The organism is Salmonella enterica subsp. diarizonae (assembly GCF_008692785.1).
In the GTDB taxonomy this organism is placed as follows: domain Bacteria; phylum Pseudomonadota; class Gammaproteobacteria; order Enterobacterales; family Enterobacteriaceae; genus Salmonella; species Salmonella diarizonae.
Genome location: NZ_VXJV01000007.1, coordinates 300,208 through 318,346, shown reverse-complemented (window position 1 = coordinate 318,346; position 18,139 = coordinate 300,208). Strand labels below are relative to the sequence as shown.

The following is an 18,139-nucleotide window of genomic DNA, read 5'->3' as shown; positions in this document are numbered from 1 at the left end:
ACATGTTTGACGCCGCACCGATAAAAAAAGTCTCGGTGGTTATTCCTGTCTATAACGAACAGGAAAGCCTGCCGGAACTGATAAGACGCACCACCGCCGCCTGCGAGAGTCTGGGCAAAGCGTGGGAGATTTTATTGATAGATGATGGTAGCAGCGATAGCTCGGCTGAGCTGATGGTTAAGGCGTCCCAGGAGGCCGGTAGCCATATCATCTCTATTTTACTCAACCGTAACTACGGTCAACATGCAGCGATTATGGCGGGATTTAGTCATGTAAGCGGCGATCTTATCATTACGCTGGATGCCGATCTGCAAAATCCGCCGGAAGAGATCCCGCGCCTGGTGGCGAAAGCCGATGAAGGGTTCGATGTGGTAGGCACAGTGCGCCAAAACCGACAGGACAGCCTGTTTCGCAAATCGGCGTCAAAAATCATTAATCTGCTGATCCAGCGCACGACGGGCAAAGCGATGGGCGATTACGGCTGTATGTTACGCGCCTATCGCCGCCCTATTATCGATACCATGTTGCGCTGCCATGAACGCAGCACCTTTATTCCTATTCTGGCCAACATTTTCGCTCGTCGGGCTACTGAGATCCCGGTGCATCACGCTGAACGTGAATTTGGCGACTCTAAATACAGTTTTATGCGTCTCATTAACCTGATGTATGACCTGGTGACCTGCCTGACGACGACGCCGCTGCGCCTGTTAAGCCTGCTGGGAAGCGTTATCGCCATCGGCGGGTTTAGCCTGTCGGTGTTGCTCATTGTACTTCGCCTGGCGCTGGGGTCGCAGTGGGCGGCGGAAGGCGTATTTATGCTCTTTGCCGTCCTGTTTACCTTTATCGGCGCGCAATTCATCGGTATGGGGCTGCTGGGCGAATATATTGGTCGTATTTATAACGATGTCCGCGCCCGCCCCCGCTATTTTGTTCAACAGGTTATCTATCCGGAAAGCACGCCGTTTACTGAGGAAAGTCACCAATGAAAGCCGTTATTTTTGCCTATCACGATATGGGATGTCAGGGCGTGCAGGCCGTACTGGATGCCGGGTATGAGATTGCCGCGATTTTCACTCATGCCGACAATCCTGCGGAAAACACCTTTTTTGGCTCCGTCTCCCGGCTGGCGGCAGGATTAGGGATTCCTGTTTATGCGCCGGATAACGTAAATCATCCTATCTGGATCGACCGTATCGCTGAACTTGCGCCGGATATTATTTTTTCGTTCTATTACCGCAACCTGTTAAGCGAAGAAATTCTGCAACTCGCCCCGACTGGCGCGTTCAATCTGCACGGTTCTCTATTGCCTGAATATCGGGGCTGCGCGCCGCTAAACTGGGTTCTGGTTAACGGTGAAAGCGAAACGGGCGTAACGCTGCATCGTATGGTCAAACGTGCCGACGCCGGAGAGATTGTCGCCAGTCAACGCGTCGCTATTGCGCAGGACGATGTTGCGATTACCCTGCATCATAAGCTATGCCAGGCCGCGCGCCAATTGCTTGGTAGCATCCTGCCCACCATGAAATGTGGCGATATACCTTCTGTTCCCCAGCGTGAGTCTGACGCTACGTATTATGGTCGCCGCAGGCCGGAAGATGGTCTTATCGACTGGCACAAACCGGTTTCCACGGTGCATAACCTGGTGCGGGCAGTAGCCGCCCCCTGGCCCGGCGCGTTCAGCTATAGCGGCTCGCAAAAATTTACCATCTGGTCTTCCCGAATTTGTCCGGATGCTCAGGGCGCGCTTCCCGGCTCGGTGATTTCAGTCTCTCCGCTGCGGGTCGCCTGCGCCGATGGCGCGCTGGAGATTATTACCGGCCAGGTCGGAGACGGCATTACCGTGCAGGGCTCGCAGCTTGCACAGACGCTTGGTCTGGTGGCAGGCGCACGTTTGAACCGTCCATCAGCGGCTAGCGGTAAACGTCGCATTCGCGTTCTCATCCTCGGCGTCAACGGTTTTATCGGCAATCATTTGACCGAACGGTTACTGAATGAAGAGAATTACGACGTCTACGGTATGGATATTGGCAGCAACGCCATTAGCCGATTCCTGCTCCACCCACGCTTTCATTTCGTGGAGGGTGATATCAGCATCCACTCAGAATGGATTGAATATCATGTCAAAAAATGCGATGTAATACTGCCGCTGGTAGCGATTGCTACCCCGATTGAATATACCCGTAACCCACTGCGCGTTTTTGAACTCGATTTTGAAGAGAACCTGCGGATTATCCGTTACTGCGTGAAATACCGTAAACGCGTGGTTTTCCCGTCTACCTCTGAAGTGTACGGCATGTGTACGGACGCCTCTTTTGACGAGGACAAATCGAATCTGATCGTCGGGCCGGTGAATAAGCCTCGCTGGATTTACTCCGTTTCCAAACAACTTCTCGACCGGGTGATTTGGGCTTATGGCGAAAAAGAGGGGCTGCGCTTCACGCTTTTCCGTCCCTTTAACTGGATGGGGCCGCGGCTGGATAGCCTGAACGCGGCGCGTATCGGCAGTTCACGCGCTATTACTCAGTTGATCCTGAATCTGGTGGAGGGGTCGCCGATCAAACTCATCGACGGTGGCCAGCAGAAGCGCTGTTTTACCGATATTCGCGACGGAATCGAAGCATTATTCCGCATTATTGTGAATGATGGCGATCGGTGCGATGGAAAAATCATTAATATCGGTAATCCTGACAACGAAGCCAGTATTCAGGAACTGGCAACGCTGTTGCTCGACAGTTTTGATAAACATCCGCTGCGCTGCCATTTCCCACCGTTTGCCGGTTTCCAGATCGTCGAAAGTGGCAGTTACTACGGCAAGGGTTATCAGGACGTTGCACACCGGAAACCCAGTATCAACAATGCCAAACGCTGTCTGGATTGGGAACCCTCTATTGCGATGCGTGATACGGTTGAAGAAACGCTGGACTTCTTCCTGCGCAGCGTAGATATCGCGGAACGCGCATCATGACAAAAGTCGGTTTACGCATTGACGTTGATACCTTGCGGGGAACGCGGGAAGGCGTCCCCCGGCTGCTGGCGATATTGCATCGCCACGGCGTTCAGGCCAGCTTTTTCTTCAGCGTCGGGCCGGACAATATGGGTCGTCATCTTTGGCGTCTGATAAGGCCGCGATTTTTATGGAAAATGCTACGTTCAAACGCCGCCTCGCTCTACGGTTGGGATATCCTGCTGGCCGGTACCGCCTGGCCGGGAAAAAATATCGGCAACGCCAATGCCGGAATTATTCGTGAAGCGGCAACATACCATGAGACGGGACTACATGCCTGGGATCACCATGCGTGGCAGACTCACAGCGGCCACTGGAGTATCCGCCAGCTTGAAGAAGATATCGCACGCGGCATGACGGCGCTTGAAACCATTATCGGCAAACCTGTCACCTGCTCAGCCGCAGCCGGCTGGCGAGCGGATGGGCGCGTTGTTCGCGCGAAGGAGCCGTTCAACCTGCGGTATAACAGCGATTGCCGTGGAACCACCTTATTCCGTCCGCTACTGATGCCGGGCCAGACAGGGACGCCGCAAATCCCCGTCACCTTACCCACGTGGGATGAGGTTATCGGCCCCACCGTTCAGGCGCAGTCGTTCAATACCTGGATAATCTCCCGCATGTTGCAGGACAAAGGCACGCCGGTATACACCATCCATGCGGAAGTCGAAGGCATTGTCCATCAACCGCTGTTTGAAGATCTGCTCGTTCGCGCACGCGACGCGGGGATCACCTTTTGTCCTCTGGGCGAACTGCTGCCGACATCGCCTGAGACTCTGCCGTTGGGGCAAATTGTACGTGGACACATCCCTGGCCGTGAAGGTTGGCTGGGGTGTCAACAGGCAGTGAGCGTCTCATGATGAAATCGATACGCTATTATCTGGCTTTCGCCGCGTTTATCGCGCTCTACTATGTTATTCCTGTCAACAGCCGCCTGCTCTGGCAGCCGGATGAAACGCGCTATGCCGAAATAAGTCGGGAGATGCTGGCGTCTGGCGACTGGATCGTGCCGCATTTTCTGGGATTACGTTATTTTGAAAAACCGATAGCTGGTTACTGGATAAACAGTCTGGGTCAGTGGCTTTTTGGCGCCACCAATTTTGGCGTGCGGGCTGGCGCTATTTTAACGACATTGCTGGCCGCGGCGCTGGTGGCGTGGCTGACGTTCCGCTTATGGCGGGATAAACGTACCGCGTTGCTCGCCGCCGTTATCTTTCTATCACTCTTTGCCGTTTACAGCATCGGGACGTATGCGGTGCTCGATCCGATGATCGCGCTTTGGCTTACGGCCGGTATGTGCTGTTTCTGGCAGGGGATGCAGGCCACGACCCGAACGGGCAAGATTGGGATGTTTTTGTTACTGGGCGTAACCTGCGGACTGGGGGTGCTAACCAAAGGCTTCCTCGCCCTGGCCGTACCCGTGGTGAGCGTGTTGCCATGGGTCATTGTTCAGAAACGCTGGAAAGACTTTTTGCTTTACGGCTGGCTGGCGGTATTGAGCTGCCTTGTGGTTGTCCTTCCCTGGGCGCTTGCCATTGCCCGACGCGAAGCCGATTTCTGGCATTACTTTTTCTGGGTGGAGCATATCCAGCGGTTTGCTATGAGCGATGCCCAGCATAAATCCCCTTTCTGGTACTACCTGCCGGTACTAGTCGCGGGAAGTTTACCGTGGCTGGGGTTACTGCCTGGCGCGCTTAAACTGGGCTGGCGCGAGCGAAACGGCGCATTCTATTTGCTCGGATGGACGATCATGCCGTTTCTCTTATTCAGTATTGCGAAAGGGAAACTGCCCACCTATATTCTTTCCTGTTTCGCACCGATAGCAATACTAATGGCGCGCTTCGTCCTGCATAACGTGAAAGAAGGCGTCGCCGCGCTACGTGTCAACGGCGGGATCAACCTGGTGTTTGGGTTAATCGGGATCGTCGCAACGTTTGTCGTCTCCTCATGGGGACCGCTGAAATCGCCGATCTGGACGCATATCGAAACGTATAAAGTTTTTTGCGTCTGGGGCTTCTTTACTGTTTGGGCGTTTGTGGGCTGGTATAGCCTCTGTCATAGCCAAAAATACATATTACCCGCGTTTTGTCCGCTGGGGCTGGCACTGTTGTTCGGCTTCTCCATTCCCGACAGGGTCATGGAGTCCAAACAGCCGCAGTTTTTTGTCGAAATGACCCGGGCGCCTTTGACATCAAGCCGCTATATTCTGGCCGACAGCGTCGGCGTCGCAGCCGGGCTGGCCTGGAGTCTGAAACGAGACGATATTATGCTCTACGGGAACGCGGGCGAACTCAGGTATGGTCTTAGCTATCCTGATGTACAGGATAAATTCGTTAAAGCCGACGATTTTAACGCCTGGCTCAACCAACATCGTCAGGAGGGCATTATTACGCTGGTACTTTCAATAGCCAAAGATGAAGACATCAGCACTCTTGACATTCCCCCTGCGGACAATATTGATTATCAGGGGCGTCTGGTGTTAATTCAGTATCGGCCTAAATGATCGGCGTCGTTCTGGTGCTTGCCAGTCTGCTCAGCGTTGGCGGTCAGCTCTGTCAGAAGCAAGCGACACGGCCATTGACGGCGGGCGGACGCCGCCGCCACCTGATGCTGTGGCTGGGCCTGGCGCTGATATGCATGGGCGCAGCGATGGTGTTGTGGCTGCTGGTGCTACAAACCCTGCCGGTAGGGATTGCTTACCCAATGTTAAGCCTGAATTTTGTCTGGGTCACGCTGGCGGCATGGAAAATCTGGCATGAGCAGGTTCCGCTCCGCCACTGGTTTGGCGTCGCATTGATTATCAGCGGCATTATCATTCTGGGGAGCGCGGCATAATGGGCGTAATGTGGGGACTGATAAGCGTCGCGATTGCCTCCCTCGCCCAGTTGAGTTTGGGGTTCGCCATGATGCGGCTACCATCGATAGCGCATCCACTGGCGTTTATTGCCGGGCTGGGCGCATTTAATGCCGCGACCCTGGCGCTATTCGCCGGTTTAGCGGGGTATCTGGTTTCCGTCTTCTGCTGGCATAAAACCTTACACACGCTCGCGCTAAGCAAAGCCTATGCGCTGCTGAGTCTCAGCTATGTGCTTGTTTGGGTAGCCTCAATGCTGTTACCCGGTCTGCAAGGGGCTTTCAGCCTAAAAGCGATGCTCGGCGTATTGTGCATTATGGCGGGGGTCATGCTGATTTTTCTGCCCGCCAGATCATGAGGGCTTGCGCGTCAATCGCTGCCATTCGTCGCAAGAATAACATCGAGCATCAATGATTTTTAGAGTCTGGTGTTTTTCCCGATTGATACAATACTGCGCATCTTTTAAAGGCGACAGGATATCGCCGGGACTCAGTAATATCATGGAATTCGCCTCGGCGATCATTTTTAGCGAACCGCCACTATCGCACAGCACCAGAACATGGCGAGCCCTCTTTTTGACATAATGCGATTTCTTAACCAACCATTCCATAGCGCCCCCGTTTCACGCTGATTATTCATAACACGCTACACATCAACGGGTAAACAAAACGGCAATAGCGATAGAATGGTTGTATATTAACCTAACATTAATTTTTACAGATCTCACACACCCACTGCTGGAGCGCACGGCGAGATATTTTAATCCCTCCGTTTTTCAGTTCTGCCGGCAACGTCAGCCAGCGAACCGGCTGCTGAAAACGCGCCAGCTTATCGCGAACCCATTCAGCGAGGTTCACTTCTCCAGCCTGCGATGCATACTCCACGACCGCAACGGGACGGTGACCAAACTCTTTATCCTCTACCGGCACGACGAAGGCTTGTTGCACCAGCGGATGCGCGTTAATAACGCGTTCGACTTCCTCCGGCTGAATGCCTTCGCCGCCGCTAAAGAACAGGTTATCCAACCGCCCGGCGATGGTTAACCTGCCGTGGTTCAGCTCGCCGCGATCGCGCGTGGCAAACCAGCCCTCGTCATTAACCAACGGGATCAGTTTGCCATCACGCCAGTAGCCTTCCGCCATGCAGGCGGCGCGCAGCCAGACTTCATTATCGACGATTCTGACCTCTCTGCCGGGAAGCGGCGCGCCAACGTCATCCGAACCATCAGCCTCCCTGGCGCATACCGTAGAAGCGAACTCTGTAAGCCCATACCCGCACCAGCAACGAATCCCTTGTTTGCTGGCCTGGTCGGTGAGTTCAACCGGAATCACCGCACCGCCGAGCAAAACGGCTTTCAGCGTCACCGCCGCCTGATTCGCCAGCAGCCGCCACAGTTGCGTCGGCACCAGCGAAGCATGGGTACACCCCGCCAGCATCTGCTCCAGCGGTTGCTTATCACGTACCGTCATTCGCGCCCCGGCGAAGAGCCAACGCCACATAATACCCTGCCCGGATACGTGAAACAGCGGCAGCGATAGCAGCCAGTCATCCTGGGGGCCAAACGGCATTAGCGAAAGCACGCCCTGCGCGCTGGCAAGATGTGCCTGACTCGTATGTACGGCAGCTTTTGGCAATCCTGTGGAACCCGATGTCAGCGTCATGGAAACCAGGCGCTGCGGTTGCCAGGCCACGGCATACGCCGCGGTACTTTTCCGCATCTGCAGCGCGGTTAACCCGGAAAATGCGTTTTCGCCTTCCAACGTCAGCGCAAAACGCAGCGTTAAATCCGGTACCAGCGCCTCCAGCAATGTCTGGGGCAACTGCGGGTTGACGGGCAGAACCCGCGCGCCACACTGCATCAGCGCAAGCCATGCCAACAGAGTGCGCGGCTGATTCCCGGCGCGCAGCAGGACACCGTCGCCCTCCCGTACGCCCTGCGCGGCAAACCCGCCCGCCAGCGCATCAATACGCTCACAGAGCACACGCCAGCTTAACACCTCATCGTTCAGGCGCAGAGCGGGTGCCTGAGCGCGAACCTGACGCCAGTGGCGCCACGGCCAGTCCGTTAATGTCATAACAGTCGTTCCAGCTCATCACGCTTCAGACAAGGCAACGCGCTACCGGGCCAGAGGCGAATCTGTTGCGCCTGCATCAGATGCAAAGTATCCAGTCCGGGCAGCGTTCCCGGCGTCAGCCAGGCGGCAATCCGCGCCAGTTGCGTCAGGCCGAGGCTGGACTCGATCGAAGAGCTGATGACCGCCGTCAGTCCCAACGCATGGGCGGCAGCGACTTGCTCACGCACTTTATCAAGCGATCCGGTCAGCATAGGTTTAATCACCACGGCGCTGACGCCCGCCTGGGCCTCGAAAACAAAATCCGGCTCACGCAGGCTTTCATCCCAGGCAATCGCGATGCCGGTTTCACGGGCAAAAGCTCGGGAATCATCCCGCGTCTTACACGGCTCTTCGAGAAAGGCGATACGAGCGCGGTAGTCCGGATTAACATACTTTGCGAACTGTTGGGCTTTTAGCGGCGTCCAGGCGCGATTCGCATCCAGACGCAGATGCAGATCCGGGATCGCCTCCAGCAGCAAATTAACCACCATGCCGTCACGTACTGCTTCATAGAGACCCACTTTGACCTTGGCGATTTTCTCGCCGGGCATATCGGCAAGCCGCAGCACCAAATCGTCAGGATCGCCAGTACATAACGGCGCAGCGCGATAGTCCGCCGCCTCCGGCAATACGCCAGTCAGTTCCGCCAGCGCGCAGCTTGCGCCAAACGCGACCGAAGGCATCTCCGGTAATACCTCGCGCCCCTGAAGCCAGTCGTTCACCCATGCCAGTAGCGCAGTTTGCGCCTCTTCCCACGTTTCCTGACTGAACCCCGGAAGCGGGGAGATTTCTCCCCACCCCTCACGCTCGCCATCACGCAGACAAACATACAGCCCGTCGCGAGTTTTTAACCGCCTGTCGCGCAAAACCACCCCCGCGTCCATGGGGATCTGCCAGCGGTATATCTGCGCGCTACGCATTATGGGTTCCGTTTGAATTTGCTGAAGTCAGGCTGACGCTTCTGGTTAAAGGCGTTACGGCCTTCCTGCCCTTCTTCCGTCATGTAGAACAGCATGGTGGCGTTGCCCGCCAGCTCCTGCAGCCCGGCCTGACCGTCACAATCGGCATTCAGCGCCGCTTTCAGGCAACGCAGCGCCATCGGACTGTTTTGCAACATTTCGCGGCACCAGCGCACGGTCTCTTTTTCCAGATCCGCCAGGGGAACGACGGTATTAACCAGCCCCATATCCAGCGCCTGTTTCGCATCGTACTGGCGGCACAGGAACCAGATTTCACGCGCTTTCTTCTGACCAACGATACGCGCCATATACGAAGCGCCCCATCCGCCGTCAAAGGAGCCGACTTTCGGACCGGTCTGGCCGAAGATGGCGTTTTCCGCCGCGATGGTCAGGTCGCACATCATGTGCAGCACATGACCACCGCCGATAGAATAACCCGCGACCATCGCGACAACCGGTTTTGGACAGGTGCGAATCTGGCGCTGGAAGTCCAGCACGTTCAGGTGATGCACGCCGGAGTCATCCTGGTATCCGCCGTAATCGCCGCGCACCTTCTGGTCGCCGCCCGCACAAAACGCTTTATCGCCTTCGCCGGTCAGAATAATCACGCCCACGTTGTCGTCGTAACGGGCATCCGCCAGCGCCTGAATCATCTCTTTGACGGTCAACGGACGAAATGCATTGCGCACCTGCGGACGATTAATGGTAATTTTTGCAATACCGTCGGTGGATTTCTCATAACGAATGTCGGTGTAACCCTCCGAGCAGTCGTGCCATTCTACCGGTGCGTAAAGCATTGTTTCATCAGGATAGATCATAGTGTGTCCTTTAGTCAGAGACGCAGAATCTGAGCCAGACTGTCTACTACGCCAGCGGGATTTTCCCGATGCGCGTTGTGTCCGGCGTTACGAATGATATGGCATGTCGCCGCCACTTCCTGCGCCAGGGCGCGGAATTTGCTGTCGCGTTCGCCACATAAATAATAAAACGGAAATGTCAGCGCATTGAGCGCCTCGCGTAAATCCGGCTGGACGGCAAGCGATGTCGCCTCCAGCATCGCAGCCAGCGTTTCGCCGTTATTCTGGCTACGCAGCGCCGTCAGCGCCTGCCTTTGCTGCGCCGTCAGCGAGGCGAACACCGGCTGCTGATACCAGTCGTGAAAAACCGCACTCAATGGTTCACGACGAAAACGCTCTGCCCAGCGCCCGTCGGACAAGCGTCTTTCAGCGCGCGCCTGTTCATTTTGCAGCCCCGGATGACCTCCTTCGACCACCAGGCCGCACAGTCCAGGTATTCCCTGGCAGGCCGCCATCATCGCCACCCGGCCGCCAAGAGAGTATCCCACCAGCCAAAATTTTAGTATGTTGTAACTAATTAAAGTGGCGCGTAGTAATCTGATGACATCAGCAAATCCGCTGACCGGAATAGCCGCAGATTCGCCATGTCCCGGTAAGTCAATATAGAGCCGCGAACAGCCGTGAAACTGTTCACCAACCGGCTGCCATTCGCGGCAATCGCCAGAAAAACCGTGCAGGAAAACCAGCCAGGGTGCCCCAGACGGTCCGGGCATGTTCTGCACGTGCAAAATCATAGATGGCTTACCTGCGCCAAAAGCTGCTGCAACGTCTGCGCGCCGTCCGTATCGTTTACCACCAGCTCAATCACCGTCGTCGCGGGGGTTCGCCACGCGCCAGCCAGCGCCGACTCCAGTTCTTCCCAGTTTTCCGGGCGATGGTAGCGTAGGTTAAACATGGCGGCCGCATGGTCAAAATGGACGTTTTGCGGCATCAGATAAAAACGCTCGCGTTTGCTTTGCGGCGTCGGCAGCAGGGAAAAGATCTGCCCGCCGTTATTATTGACCACAATCAACACAAACGGCGCGGATACCTGACGTAGTAATGCCAGCGCGTTAAGATCGTACAGCGCGGATAAATCACCGACGATAGCAAGCGTCGATTTGGCGCTGGCGCGTTGCACGCCCGCCGCCGTGGAAAGCAGGCCGTCAATGCCGCTCGCCCCGCGATTGCTGTATACCGGATAGCCGGCCGGCAACTGTGACAGCGCGTCGATCAGACGTACCACCAGACTATTGCCCACGAACAATTGCCCCTGCTCCGGCAGATAGTCGCGGATACGGTGCGCCAGCTGCGCTTCGCCAAAGGTGTCTCGCTGCGCGACCACCCGTTGCCACGCCAGTTCCGCCAGACGCGGAATCTCCACACACCAGGGTTTACGTTTTTCCGCCGGATGCAGTTCCAGCCAGTCGGCGATTTTCGCCACCAGTCTGCGCCCACGATGGTGCGCCGGGTCCAGACGACCTTCAATATTGTCGATTACCCAGTACTCTTCCGGCTCGCAGGTTGCCTGCCATTGCAGTAAGCGTTTTCCGGTAAGGCTGCTGCCAAGCTGGACGACAATCTGCGCCTGTTGCAGTTCGGTCACCGCTTTGGCGTTACCGAGCCACAGGTCGGCGCACGGCAGCGGCTGCCCGGTTTGCGACAATACGTCGCCAATTAATGGCCAGCCCAGAGTCTGCGCCCACTGCGCCACTTTTTTGCCTTCTTCCGCGCTCATACGCCCGGCTACAACGACGCCGCGTTTTTGTCGCCAGAAGAACCAGTCGCGCTGTTTGTCGCTTTCCCGTCGACGCGCTTCGCGCAGCCAGGGTTTTTCATCCTGCCACCAGTCGCCGAGACGCTGCTGCCAGACCAGACCGGTATCATTCATATCGCCATACAGCGGTTCGGCAAAAGGACAGTTAATGTGCAGCGCGCCCGCATGAAGCATGGCGAACGCATTGTCGATGGTCGACACCAGCCAGCGTGCCGGAATATCCTGCGTGGGACGCGGCAACGACAGCGTTTGGGAGGGGTGTGAGGCAAACATCCCCGCCTGACGGATCGCCTGGTTGGCGCCGCAGTCAATCAGCTCCGGCGGACGATCGGCGGTAAGTAAAATAAGCTTCTCGCCCGTCAGACCCGCTTCAATCAACGCCGGATAGAGGTTCGCCACGGCGGTACCCGAAGTGACAATAACGGCAACCGGCTGTTTGCTGACTTTCGCCAGACCTAACGCCAGATGACCAAGCCCACGCTCATCAAAGTGCGTATGGTGAATAAAAGCAGGATTCTCTGCCGCCGCCAACGTGAGCGGCGTGGAACGGGAACCAGGGGCGATACAAACATGCCTGACACCATGACGGGTTAAGGCTTCCAGAATGACCGCCGCCCAGCGCCGGTTAAATGCACTTACTGACATGAGTTTGTCCGGTATCAATCATTGGGACTAAGTATAAAGAGCTGCAAAAATGGATTATTGATATGGGTCGGGAATATGTGACTCATTACGCATCCATCTGCAATAAGGTACGTAACCCGGCCGCTTTATTATCTATTTCCTGCCATTCCTGTTCCGGATCGGACCCCCGGACGATTCCCGCGCCGGCATACAATCGCACCACATTGGCCGTCACTTTAGCTGAACGTAACGTCACGCAAAACTCACTTTGCCGCGTGGAGAGATAGCCTGCCGACCCGGCATACCATTCACGTTCGAACGGCTCATGTTGTTCTATAAAACAACGCGCGGGTTCACGAGGGATCCCGGCAACCGCCGCGGTAGGCTGTAATTGATGCAGGCAGAGCGTGTCGTCCGCCTGATTAAGCGCCGTCCAGATACAGCGGCGCAAATGCTGTACTTTCCGCAGCCTGAGCACCTGCGGCGGCAGCACATCCAGCGAGTGGGTGCAGTTTTGCAGTCGCTGGCAGATGTCTTCGACAACCAGCATATTTTCTCGCTGGTTTTTATCGTCTTTCATTAACCATTCGCCAAGCTGCCAGGCTTTATGGTTATCCGGATGGTTCGCCACTGTCCCGGCCAGCGCTTCGGTACGCAGCGCCGTTTCACGACGCCGCCAGAGCCGTTCCGGCGATGATCCCAGAAAGGCGGTATCGGCGGAAAAGGCCATAAAAAAGTGGTAGCAGTTGAGATTTAAACGACGACTGGACGCCATCATCGCGGCGGCATTGACCGGACGGGAGAATTGTAAGTCGGTGGCCCGTGCCAGCACAACTTTATCAAACGCCTCTTGCGCAATGGTATGGGTGGCCTGCTGAATCAGCTTCACCCAACCGTCTTTATCCGGCCAGTGCTGCTCGCCCGTTAGCGAAAGGCGCAACGCCGGAACAGGCTTAATACCGACCAGAGAAGCAAGAAACGCTTTCGCCTGGCGCGCATCATCGCGTAGCGAAACGTCACTATGCAGATGTAAGCGTAAGGTCGCCGTACCACCGCTACGACGCCACTCCAGCCTCGGCAGCAATAAGTAGCCCTCTTTCGGCTCGAACGCATTCAGCCCCCAAATACGCAGGTCAGGCTGCGAGTGCTGACGTAAAAACCGTTGCGCCAGATCGAGCGATGAAAATACGGTGATTGCTCCGAGAACGGCAGCTTCTTCGTCACCATTGCGCTGTTGCCAATAAAATTGGGGAAAGGATGACTGGCTGGCCAGCCAGCTCAATGCATCAAAGGCATCGTTTAAAGGGAAAGGCGCATCGAAAACGCAAAGGCCTGGCGTCGCCGGTATCTCTTGCGATAGCTGACGCGTCAGATTTTCCAGCGCTGTAGTAATAGAATGCACGCGGACCCTCCCTGTTAAAAACCCCACATTATACGGGGTACTGCCCTAAAAAAGCAGTACCTCATTTAGGGAGGGTTGCGATTCTGTTCAGTTGGGGGGATTTAGCGCCGCGCCAGCAGCAATCCAAGCACCAGCCCTACCGCCGCGCCTACGCCAATACCCTGCCAGGGTTTTTCATGAACGTAGTCATCCGCTTTGTAAACGGCCTGCTTTGCCCGGTAATAATAGCTATCCGACGCATGGCTTACGCGGTTTTTCACCTCTTCCAGCGCTTGTTCCGCGCGGGCTTTCAGCTCAATGTATTTTTGATCGGCGGGATCGCCTGAGGAACGTAAAATCTCTTCCAGCGTTTCGCTGAGCAAAGTCAGATCATCATCAACGCGTGATTCACCAAATTGATATGACATTCTCATTCTCCGTTGTGTTAACACCTGCTCCTAACTATAGTCAACGGTTTCGGTTTATGCCTGATGAACCTCCCGCGCCATTCCCCGGTGCGGAATGCCGTCTTCGTCATAAACATCGGTGACCGGAATAAAACCAAACCGCGCATAAAAAGGTTGCAGATGCGCCTGCGCTCCCAGATATAGCGGCTTATCCGGCCAGTACCGCCCACAGGACTCCAGCGTTTTCGTCATTAATTGCTGGCCCAGTTTCGCCCCTCGCCAGGCGTCGCTGACGATCACCCGGCCAATGACAACCGGGTCTGATTCGTTATCGCTTTTCAGAATCCTCGCATACGCCACCAGCTCATCCTGATGCCAGCCCAGAATATGACGATTGTCGCCGACTAAATCATCGCCATCCACATCCAGGTAAGGACAGCGCTGTTCTACCACAAAGACCGCGCAGCGCAATTTGAGTAACGCGTAAAGTTGAGGAACGGTAAGTTCGCTATGGTGAAGATCCTGCCAGTGAATCATGATGCGCTCCTGTGTTGTGGTAATCTTGGGTTAAACGATAACCAAACGTGTATGGACAAGATGGAATTCATTTTTTTAGGTACGTCCGCAGGCGTTCCCACGCGCTCACGCAATGTAACGGCAATTTTATTACATCTGCAACATCCAACACAGCCGGGAGTATGGCTTTTTGATTGCGGCGAAGGAACACAGCATCAAATGCTTAATACCGCGTTTCATCCCGGTAAGCTTGAGCGCATTTTTATCAGCCATCTTCACGGAGATCATCTGTTTGGCCTGCCGGGTCTGCTATGCAGCCGGTCGATGGCGGGTAATCCCCATCCGCTCACCGTATACGGACCTCAGGGCGTGCGTGAGTTTATTGCAACCACGCTGCGCCTTAGCGGTTCATGGACCGATTTTCCGTTGCAAATTGAAGAAATTAGCGCAGGCGATATTCTTGACGACGGCCTGCGTAAAGTGACCGCGTTCAGGCTGGAGCATCCCCTGGAGTGCTACGGATATCGCGTTGTTGAACATGACAAGCCCGGCGCGCTGAATGCCAGGGCGTTAAAAGCCGCAGGCGTTACGCCCGGCCCGCTGTTTCAGGCGTTGAAGGCAGGAAAAACCGTCACGCTTGCCGATGGAAGGCAGATCAATGGCGCCGACTACCTTGCTCCCGCCGTGGCCGGGAAATCAGTGGCGATTTTCGGCGATACCGCGCCCTGCGAGGCCGCCCTCGCGTTGGCGCAGGGTGTGGATGTGATGGTACATGAAACCACGCTGGATGCGTCAATGGAGGAGAAAGCCAACGCTCGCGGACACAGCTCCACACGTCAAACCGCGACGCTGGCGCGGGAAGCCGCCGTCGGTCGACTGATCATGACCCACATTAGCTCACGCTATGACGATAAAGGCTGTCAGCGATTACTGGCGGAATGCCGCGCTATTTTCCCGGCGACGGAACTGGCTTACGATTTTTCTGTTTTCCCGGTTTAGCGCTCCATTTTTTGTTCTCATTGCCGATAACACTAAAAAAGGCAGGCTTTCATAATGAGGTTAGGATGGACAATTTCCAGAAAGATATTGATGACAGGGCGAATTTAACCCTGTCCAACCGTTTTGAACTGCTGTTATTCCGTCTTGGTACATCGCTGCATGAACAGAAGTCAGAGCTGTTCGGCATCAATGTATTTAAGCTGCGCGAAATCGTACCGATGCCCGCCTTTACGCGCCCGGCAGGCATGAAAGCGCCACTGTTGGGTATGGTCAATATTCGGAATCAGGTGATTCCGGTAATTGATTTGCCTGCGGTAGCGGGCTGCAAGCCGGAAACCGGACTGAATATTTTGCTGATCACCGAATATGCGCGCAGCGTACAGGCATTTGCCGTCGAGTCGGTGGAAAATATTATGCGTCTTGACTGGAAGCAGGTGCATACCGCCGAGAAAGCCGTCAACGGACGTTATATCACCAGCATCGCCTGTCTGGACGAAGACAAAGAGACCAATAATCTGGCGCTGGTGCTTGATGTCGAACAGATCCTTTATGATATTGTGCCCTCCAGCCACGATCTTCGCGCTACTAATCTGAAAACCAATAAATTTACTATTACCCCAGGCGCGGTAGCCATTGTGGCGGAAGACTCCAAAGTCGCCCGCGCGATGCTGGAAAAAGGGCTGAATGCGATGGAAATTCCGCATCAAATGCATGTGACTGGCAAGGATGCATGGGAGAAAATCCAGCAACTGGCGCAGGAAGCGGAAACCGAAGGTAAGCCCATTAGCGAAAAAATCGCGCTGGTCCTGACAGATCTTGAGATGCCGGAGATGGATGGCTTTACGTTAACACGTAAAATTAAAACCGATGAACGGCTGAAAAAGATCCCGGTCGTTATTCACTCTTCCCTTTCCGGCAGCGCCAACGAAGATCATGTACGTAAGGTGAAGGCCGACGGCTACGTCGCAAAGTTTGAAATCAATGAACTCTCTTCAGTGATACAGGAAGTGATGGAACGCGCGGCGCAAAACATCAGCGGCCCGCTGGTGAGCCGACAGTTGCAAAGTTAAATTCCGGTCGCTGAGGCCTTACATGCCGGATGGCGGCGCAAGCGCCTTATCCGACCTACAGTCCATAGTCATTTCAAAGCATTACATCAGATAATAAAAAACCCGCTTCGTGAAGCGGGTTTTTCGTTTTTACTTATTGCTTACATCAACGGCGTCGCTAACTGCACAAGGCTAATCAACGGCTGCGGCCAGACGCCCAGTACCAGCACCAGCAACGCGGAGATCAGCACCACGATACCGCCTGCGCTGTATTGCCAGTTTGTCGGCGCGTCGCGCCCCGGTTGCTGCGGCGCGTGCAGGTAAAGACTCACGGCAACGCGCAGGTAGTAGTACAAACCAATCGCGGAACCGACCACCACCGCGGCGACCAGCCACCACAGGCTGGCCTGAACGCCAACCGCCAGCACGTAGAATTTGCCGATAAAGCCCAACGTCATCGGGATACCTGCCAACGACAGCATCATCACCGTCATCACCGCAGCAAGAACCGGACGATGCCAGAACAGACCACGATAAGAGTACAGGGAATCGGCATCCGGGCCACGGAACGGGCTGGACATCAGGCTGACCACGCCAAACGCACCGAGGCTGCTGAACAGATAACCGGCCAGATAAACGCCTACCGCTTCCATCGACATTTCGCCGCTCTGCAGGGCAATCAGCGCCACCAGCAGATAACCGAGGTGAGAGATAGAAGAGTAACCGAGCAGACGTTTGATGTTGGTCTGGCTCAGCGCCATCAGGTTACCGAAGATGATAGAGGCAAAGGCGATAATGCCCAGCACCACACGTACCGCTTCGCTGTCGCCTACCGGCGCATACAGGAACAGACGCATCACCACGCCGAAGATAGCAATTTTGCTCGCTGTCGCCAGGAAGGTGGAAACCGGCGCAGGCGCGCCCTGGTAAACGTCTGGCGTCCACAGGTGGAACGGCACCAGAGAGAGTTTAAAGCCCAGACCGACAATCATCAGGCCAAAGCCCGCCAGCAGCAACGGCTCGTGCAGCATACCATCACCAAGGCTCTTACCGAGCGCTTCGAAAGACAAGTTGCCGGACTGCGCATAGACCAACGCCATCCCGAACAGCAGGAAAGACGAGGCGGCAGCGGAGAGGATGGTGTATTTGATACTGGCTTCCAGAGAGCGTTTCTGGCGGAAAGCATAACCAATCAGGCCAAACAGCGGCAGCGAGATCAGTTCAATACCGAGGAACAGCGCCGCCAGGTGGTTGGCGTTTGCCAGCAGAATTCCCCCCAGGCTGGCGATTAACACCAGCAGGTAGAACTCTTCCTGGTTATCGTTATAGCCTTCAAGCCACGGGTAGGCAAAGGTGCAGGTAGCGAGGCTCGCCAGCAGAACCAGCCCGGTGTAGAGCATCGCAAAGCCGTCAACGCGCATCAGCGGCGTGACGTCCATTGCCCCGGCCTGACCGACAAACCAAAGCGAAACCAGCGCAGCGTTAAGCCCAATGACCGACAGCGTGGCATTGAGGAAGTGATTGCGTCGCCACGCAATGGAGAGCATCACAACCACCACCGTCAAGCCGACGATCAGCAGCGGTAGCAGCGCAATCAGGTGTTGTGGAGTTATTGTCATGGC

Annotated in this window: 18 protein-coding genes; 8 read left to right on the top strand and 10 right to left on the bottom strand. The window is 55.5% G+C overall.

All coding sequences use genetic code 11. The features are described 5' to 3' along the window. Window positions 1–2: 2 nt before the first annotated feature. The 6 genes from arnC to arnF are packed head-to-tail and all read left to right on the top strand — an operon-like array spanning window position 3 to window position 6,213. The gene (arnC, locus tag F4V72_RS16570; RefSeq protein ID WP_080070349.1) at window positions 3–986 is read left to right on the top strand and encodes an undecaprenyl-phosphate 4-deoxy-4-formamido-L-arabinose transferase; all 984 of its coding nucleotides are present in this window, start codon (window positions 3–5) and stop codon (window positions 984–986) included. Further along, a complete protein-coding gene (arnA, locus tag F4V72_RS16565; protein WP_079796507.1) occupies window positions 983–2,965 on the top strand; it encodes a bifunctional UDP-4-amino-4-deoxy-L-arabinose formyltransferase/UDP-glucuronic acid oxidase ArnA in 1,983 nt (660 codons plus the stop codon). The genes arnC and arnA overlap by 4 nt, the downstream gene beginning before the upstream one ends. Then, the gene (gene arnD, locus F4V72_RS16560; RefSeq protein WP_070802101.1) at window positions 2,962–3,861 is read left to right on the top strand and encodes a 4-deoxy-4-formamido-L-arabinose-phosphoundecaprenol deformylase; all 900 of its coding nucleotides are present in this window, start codon (window positions 2,962–2,964) and stop codon (window positions 3,859–3,861) included. Before arnA ends, arnD begins: the two co-directional genes overlap by 4 nt. Next, complete coding sequence (gene arnT, locus F4V72_RS16555; RefSeq protein WP_044136404.1) at window positions 3,858–5,504, top strand: lipid IV(A) 4-amino-4-deoxy-L-arabinosyltransferase; 1,647 nt, start codon at window positions 3,858–3,860, stop codon at window positions 5,502–5,504. The genes arnD and arnT overlap by 4 nt, the downstream gene beginning before the upstream one ends. After that, entirely contained in the window at window positions 5,501–5,836 is a 336-nt protein-coding gene (gene arnE / locus F4V72_RS16550; RefSeq protein WP_023248497.1) for a 4-amino-4-deoxy-L-arabinose-phosphoundecaprenol flippase subunit ArnE, read from the top strand. The genes arnT and arnE overlap by 4 nt, the downstream gene beginning before the upstream one ends. Then, window positions 5,836–6,213 carry a 4-amino-4-deoxy-L-arabinose-phosphoundecaprenol flippase subunit ArnF gene (arnF, locus tag F4V72_RS16545; protein ID WP_000538691.1) on the top strand — a complete coding sequence of 126 codons (378 nt, stop codon included), beginning with the start codon at window positions 5,836–5,838 and terminating at the stop codon, window positions 6,211–6,213. The genes arnE and arnF overlap by 1 nt, the downstream gene beginning before the upstream one ends. Here the strand turns inward: arnF and pmrD are convergent. The 9 genes from pmrD to F4V72_RS16500 all read right to left on the bottom strand — a co-directional run bounded on the left by pmrD (window position 6,208) and on the right by F4V72_RS16500 (window position 14,490). Beyond that, window positions 6,208–6,465 carry a signal transduction protein PmrD gene (gene pmrD, locus F4V72_RS16540; RefSeq protein WP_023248498.1) on the bottom strand — a complete coding sequence of 86 codons (258 nt, stop codon included), beginning with the start codon at window positions 6,463–6,465 and terminating at the stop codon, window positions 6,208–6,210. The genes arnF and pmrD overlap by 6 nt on opposite strands. Before the next feature lie 97 nt (window positions 6,466–6,562). Next, the gene (gene menE, locus F4V72_RS16535; protein ID WP_150342475.1) at window positions 6,563–7,930 is read right to left on the bottom strand and encodes an o-succinylbenzoate--CoA ligase; all 1,368 of its coding nucleotides are present in this window, start codon (window positions 7,928–7,930) and stop codon (window positions 6,563–6,565) included. Continuing rightward, a complete protein-coding gene (gene menC / locus F4V72_RS16530; protein ID WP_023248500.1) occupies window positions 7,927–8,889 on the bottom strand; it encodes an o-succinylbenzoate synthase in 963 nt (320 codons plus the stop codon). The genes menE and menC overlap by 4 nt, the downstream gene beginning before the upstream one ends. Further along, window positions 8,889–9,746, bottom strand: a complete 858-nt coding sequence (gene menB / locus F4V72_RS16525; RefSeq protein ID WP_000640011.1) for a 1,4-dihydroxy-2-naphthoyl-CoA synthase — start codon at window positions 9,744–9,746, stop codon at window positions 8,889–8,891. The genes menC and menB overlap by 1 nt, the downstream gene beginning before the upstream one ends. A 14-nt stretch (window positions 9,747–9,760) precedes the next feature. After that, entirely contained in the window at window positions 9,761–10,519 is a 759-nt protein-coding gene (gene menH, locus F4V72_RS16520) for a 2-succinyl-6-hydroxy-2,4-cyclohexadiene-1-carboxylate synthase (RefSeq protein ID WP_136058168.1), read from the bottom strand. Then, window positions 10,516–12,186: a 2-succinyl-5-enolpyruvyl-6-hydroxy-3-cyclohexene-1-carboxylic-acid synthase gene (gene menD / locus F4V72_RS16515; protein ID WP_053530047.1), complete on the bottom strand. Its 1,671-nt coding sequence runs from the start codon at window positions 12,184–12,186 to the stop codon at window positions 10,516–10,518. The genes menH and menD overlap by 4 nt, the downstream gene beginning before the upstream one ends. 85 nt (window positions 12,187–12,271) lie before the next feature. After that, complete coding sequence (gene menF / locus F4V72_RS16510) at window positions 12,272–13,567, bottom strand: isochorismate synthase MenF (protein ID WP_063390650.1); 1,296 nt, start codon at window positions 13,565–13,567, stop codon at window positions 12,272–12,274. 101 nt (window positions 13,568–13,668) lie between these two features. Further along, window positions 13,669–13,974 (bottom strand): stress response protein ElaB, encoded by a 306-nt coding sequence (elaB, locus tag F4V72_RS16505; RefSeq protein WP_001519663.1) that lies wholly within the window; start codon window positions 13,972–13,974, stop codon window positions 13,669–13,671. 54 nt (window positions 13,975–14,028) lie between these two features. After that, entirely contained in the window at window positions 14,029–14,490 is a 462-nt protein-coding gene (locus F4V72_RS16500; RefSeq protein ID WP_023248504.1) for a GNAT family N-acetyltransferase, read from the bottom strand. 60 nt (window positions 14,491–14,550) lie between these two features. Between F4V72_RS16500 and rbn the strand changes: the two genes are divergently transcribed. Both rbn and F4V72_RS16490 read left to right on the top strand, forming a co-directional pair. Further along, on the top strand, window positions 14,551–15,468 hold the full coding sequence (gene rbn, locus F4V72_RS16495; protein WP_023248505.1) for a ribonuclease BN: 918 nt from the start codon (window positions 14,551–14,553) through the stop codon (window positions 15,466–15,468). Window positions 15,469–15,533: 65 nt separating this feature from the next. Beyond that, entirely contained in the window at window positions 15,534–16,538 is a 1,005-nt protein-coding gene (locus F4V72_RS16490; RefSeq protein WP_080168477.1) for a chemotaxis protein, read from the top strand. 140 nt (window positions 16,539–16,678) lie between these two features. On the opposite strand, the gene nuoN is transcribed toward F4V72_RS16490, so the two are convergent. After that, a complete protein-coding gene (nuoN, locus tag F4V72_RS16485) occupies window positions 16,679–18,136 on the bottom strand; it encodes an NADH-quinone oxidoreductase subunit NuoN (protein WP_000156669.1) in 1,458 nt (485 codons plus the stop codon). Window positions 18,137–18,139: the final 3 nt, after the last annotated feature.

Excerpts from the sequence above, each read along its gene's own strand:
- arnT (WP_044136404.1), top strand. The coding sequence starts at position 3,858 with ATGATGAAATCGATACGCTATTATCTGGCTTTCGCCGCGTTTATCGCG.
- arnA (WP_079796507.1), top strand. The coding sequence starts at position 983 with ATGAAAGCCGTTATTTTTGCCTATCACGATATGGGATGTCAGGGCGTG.
- menH (WP_136058168.1), bottom strand. The coding sequence starts at position 10,519 with ATGATTTTGCACGTGCAGAACATGCCCGGACCGTCTGGGGCACCCTGG.
- pmrD (WP_023248498.1), bottom strand. The coding sequence starts at position 6,465 with ATGGAATGGTTGGTTAAGAAATCGCATTATGTCAAAAAGAGGGCTCGC.
- arnD (WP_070802101.1), top strand. The coding sequence starts at position 2,962 with ATGACAAAAGTCGGTTTACGCATTGACGTTGATACCTTGCGGGGAACG.
- menB (WP_000640011.1), bottom strand. The coding sequence starts at position 9,746 with ATGATCTATCCTGATGAAACAATGCTTTACGCACCGGTAGAATGGCAC.
- arnE (WP_023248497.1), top strand. The coding sequence starts at position 5,501 with ATGATCGGCGTCGTTCTGGTGCTTGCCAGTCTGCTCAGCGTTGGCGGT.
- F4V72_RS16500 (WP_023248504.1), bottom strand. The coding sequence starts at position 14,490 with ATGATTCACTGGCAGGATCTTCACCATAGCGAACTTACCGTTCCTCAA.
- F4V72_RS16490 (WP_080168477.1), top strand. The coding sequence starts at position 15,534 with ATGGACAATTTCCAGAAAGATATTGATGACAGGGCGAATTTAACCCTG.
- nuoN (WP_000156669.1), bottom strand. The coding sequence starts at position 18,136 with ATGACAATAACTCCACAACACCTGATTGCGCTGCTACCGCTGCTGATC.
- menE (WP_150342475.1), bottom strand. The coding sequence starts at position 7,930 with ATGACATTAACGGACTGGCCGTGGCGCCACTGGCGTCAGGTTCGCGCT.
- arnC (WP_080070349.1), top strand. The coding sequence starts at position 3 with ATGTTTGACGCCGCACCGATAAAAAAAGTCTCGGTGGTTATTCCTGTC.
- menC (WP_023248500.1), bottom strand. The coding sequence starts at position 8,889 with ATGCGTAGCGCGCAGATATACCGCTGGCAGATCCCCATGGACGCGGGG.
- elaB (WP_001519663.1), bottom strand. The coding sequence starts at position 13,974 with ATGTCATATCAATTTGGTGAATCACGCGTTGATGATGATCTGACTTTG.
- arnF (WP_000538691.1), top strand. The coding sequence starts at position 5,836 with ATGGGCGTAATGTGGGGACTGATAAGCGTCGCGATTGCCTCCCTCGCC.
- menD (WP_053530047.1), bottom strand. The coding sequence starts at position 12,186 with ATGTCAGTAAGTGCATTTAACCGGCGCTGGGCGGCGGTCATTCTGGAA.
- rbn (WP_023248505.1), top strand. The coding sequence starts at position 14,551 with ATGGAATTCATTTTTTTAGGTACGTCCGCAGGCGTTCCCACGCGCTCA.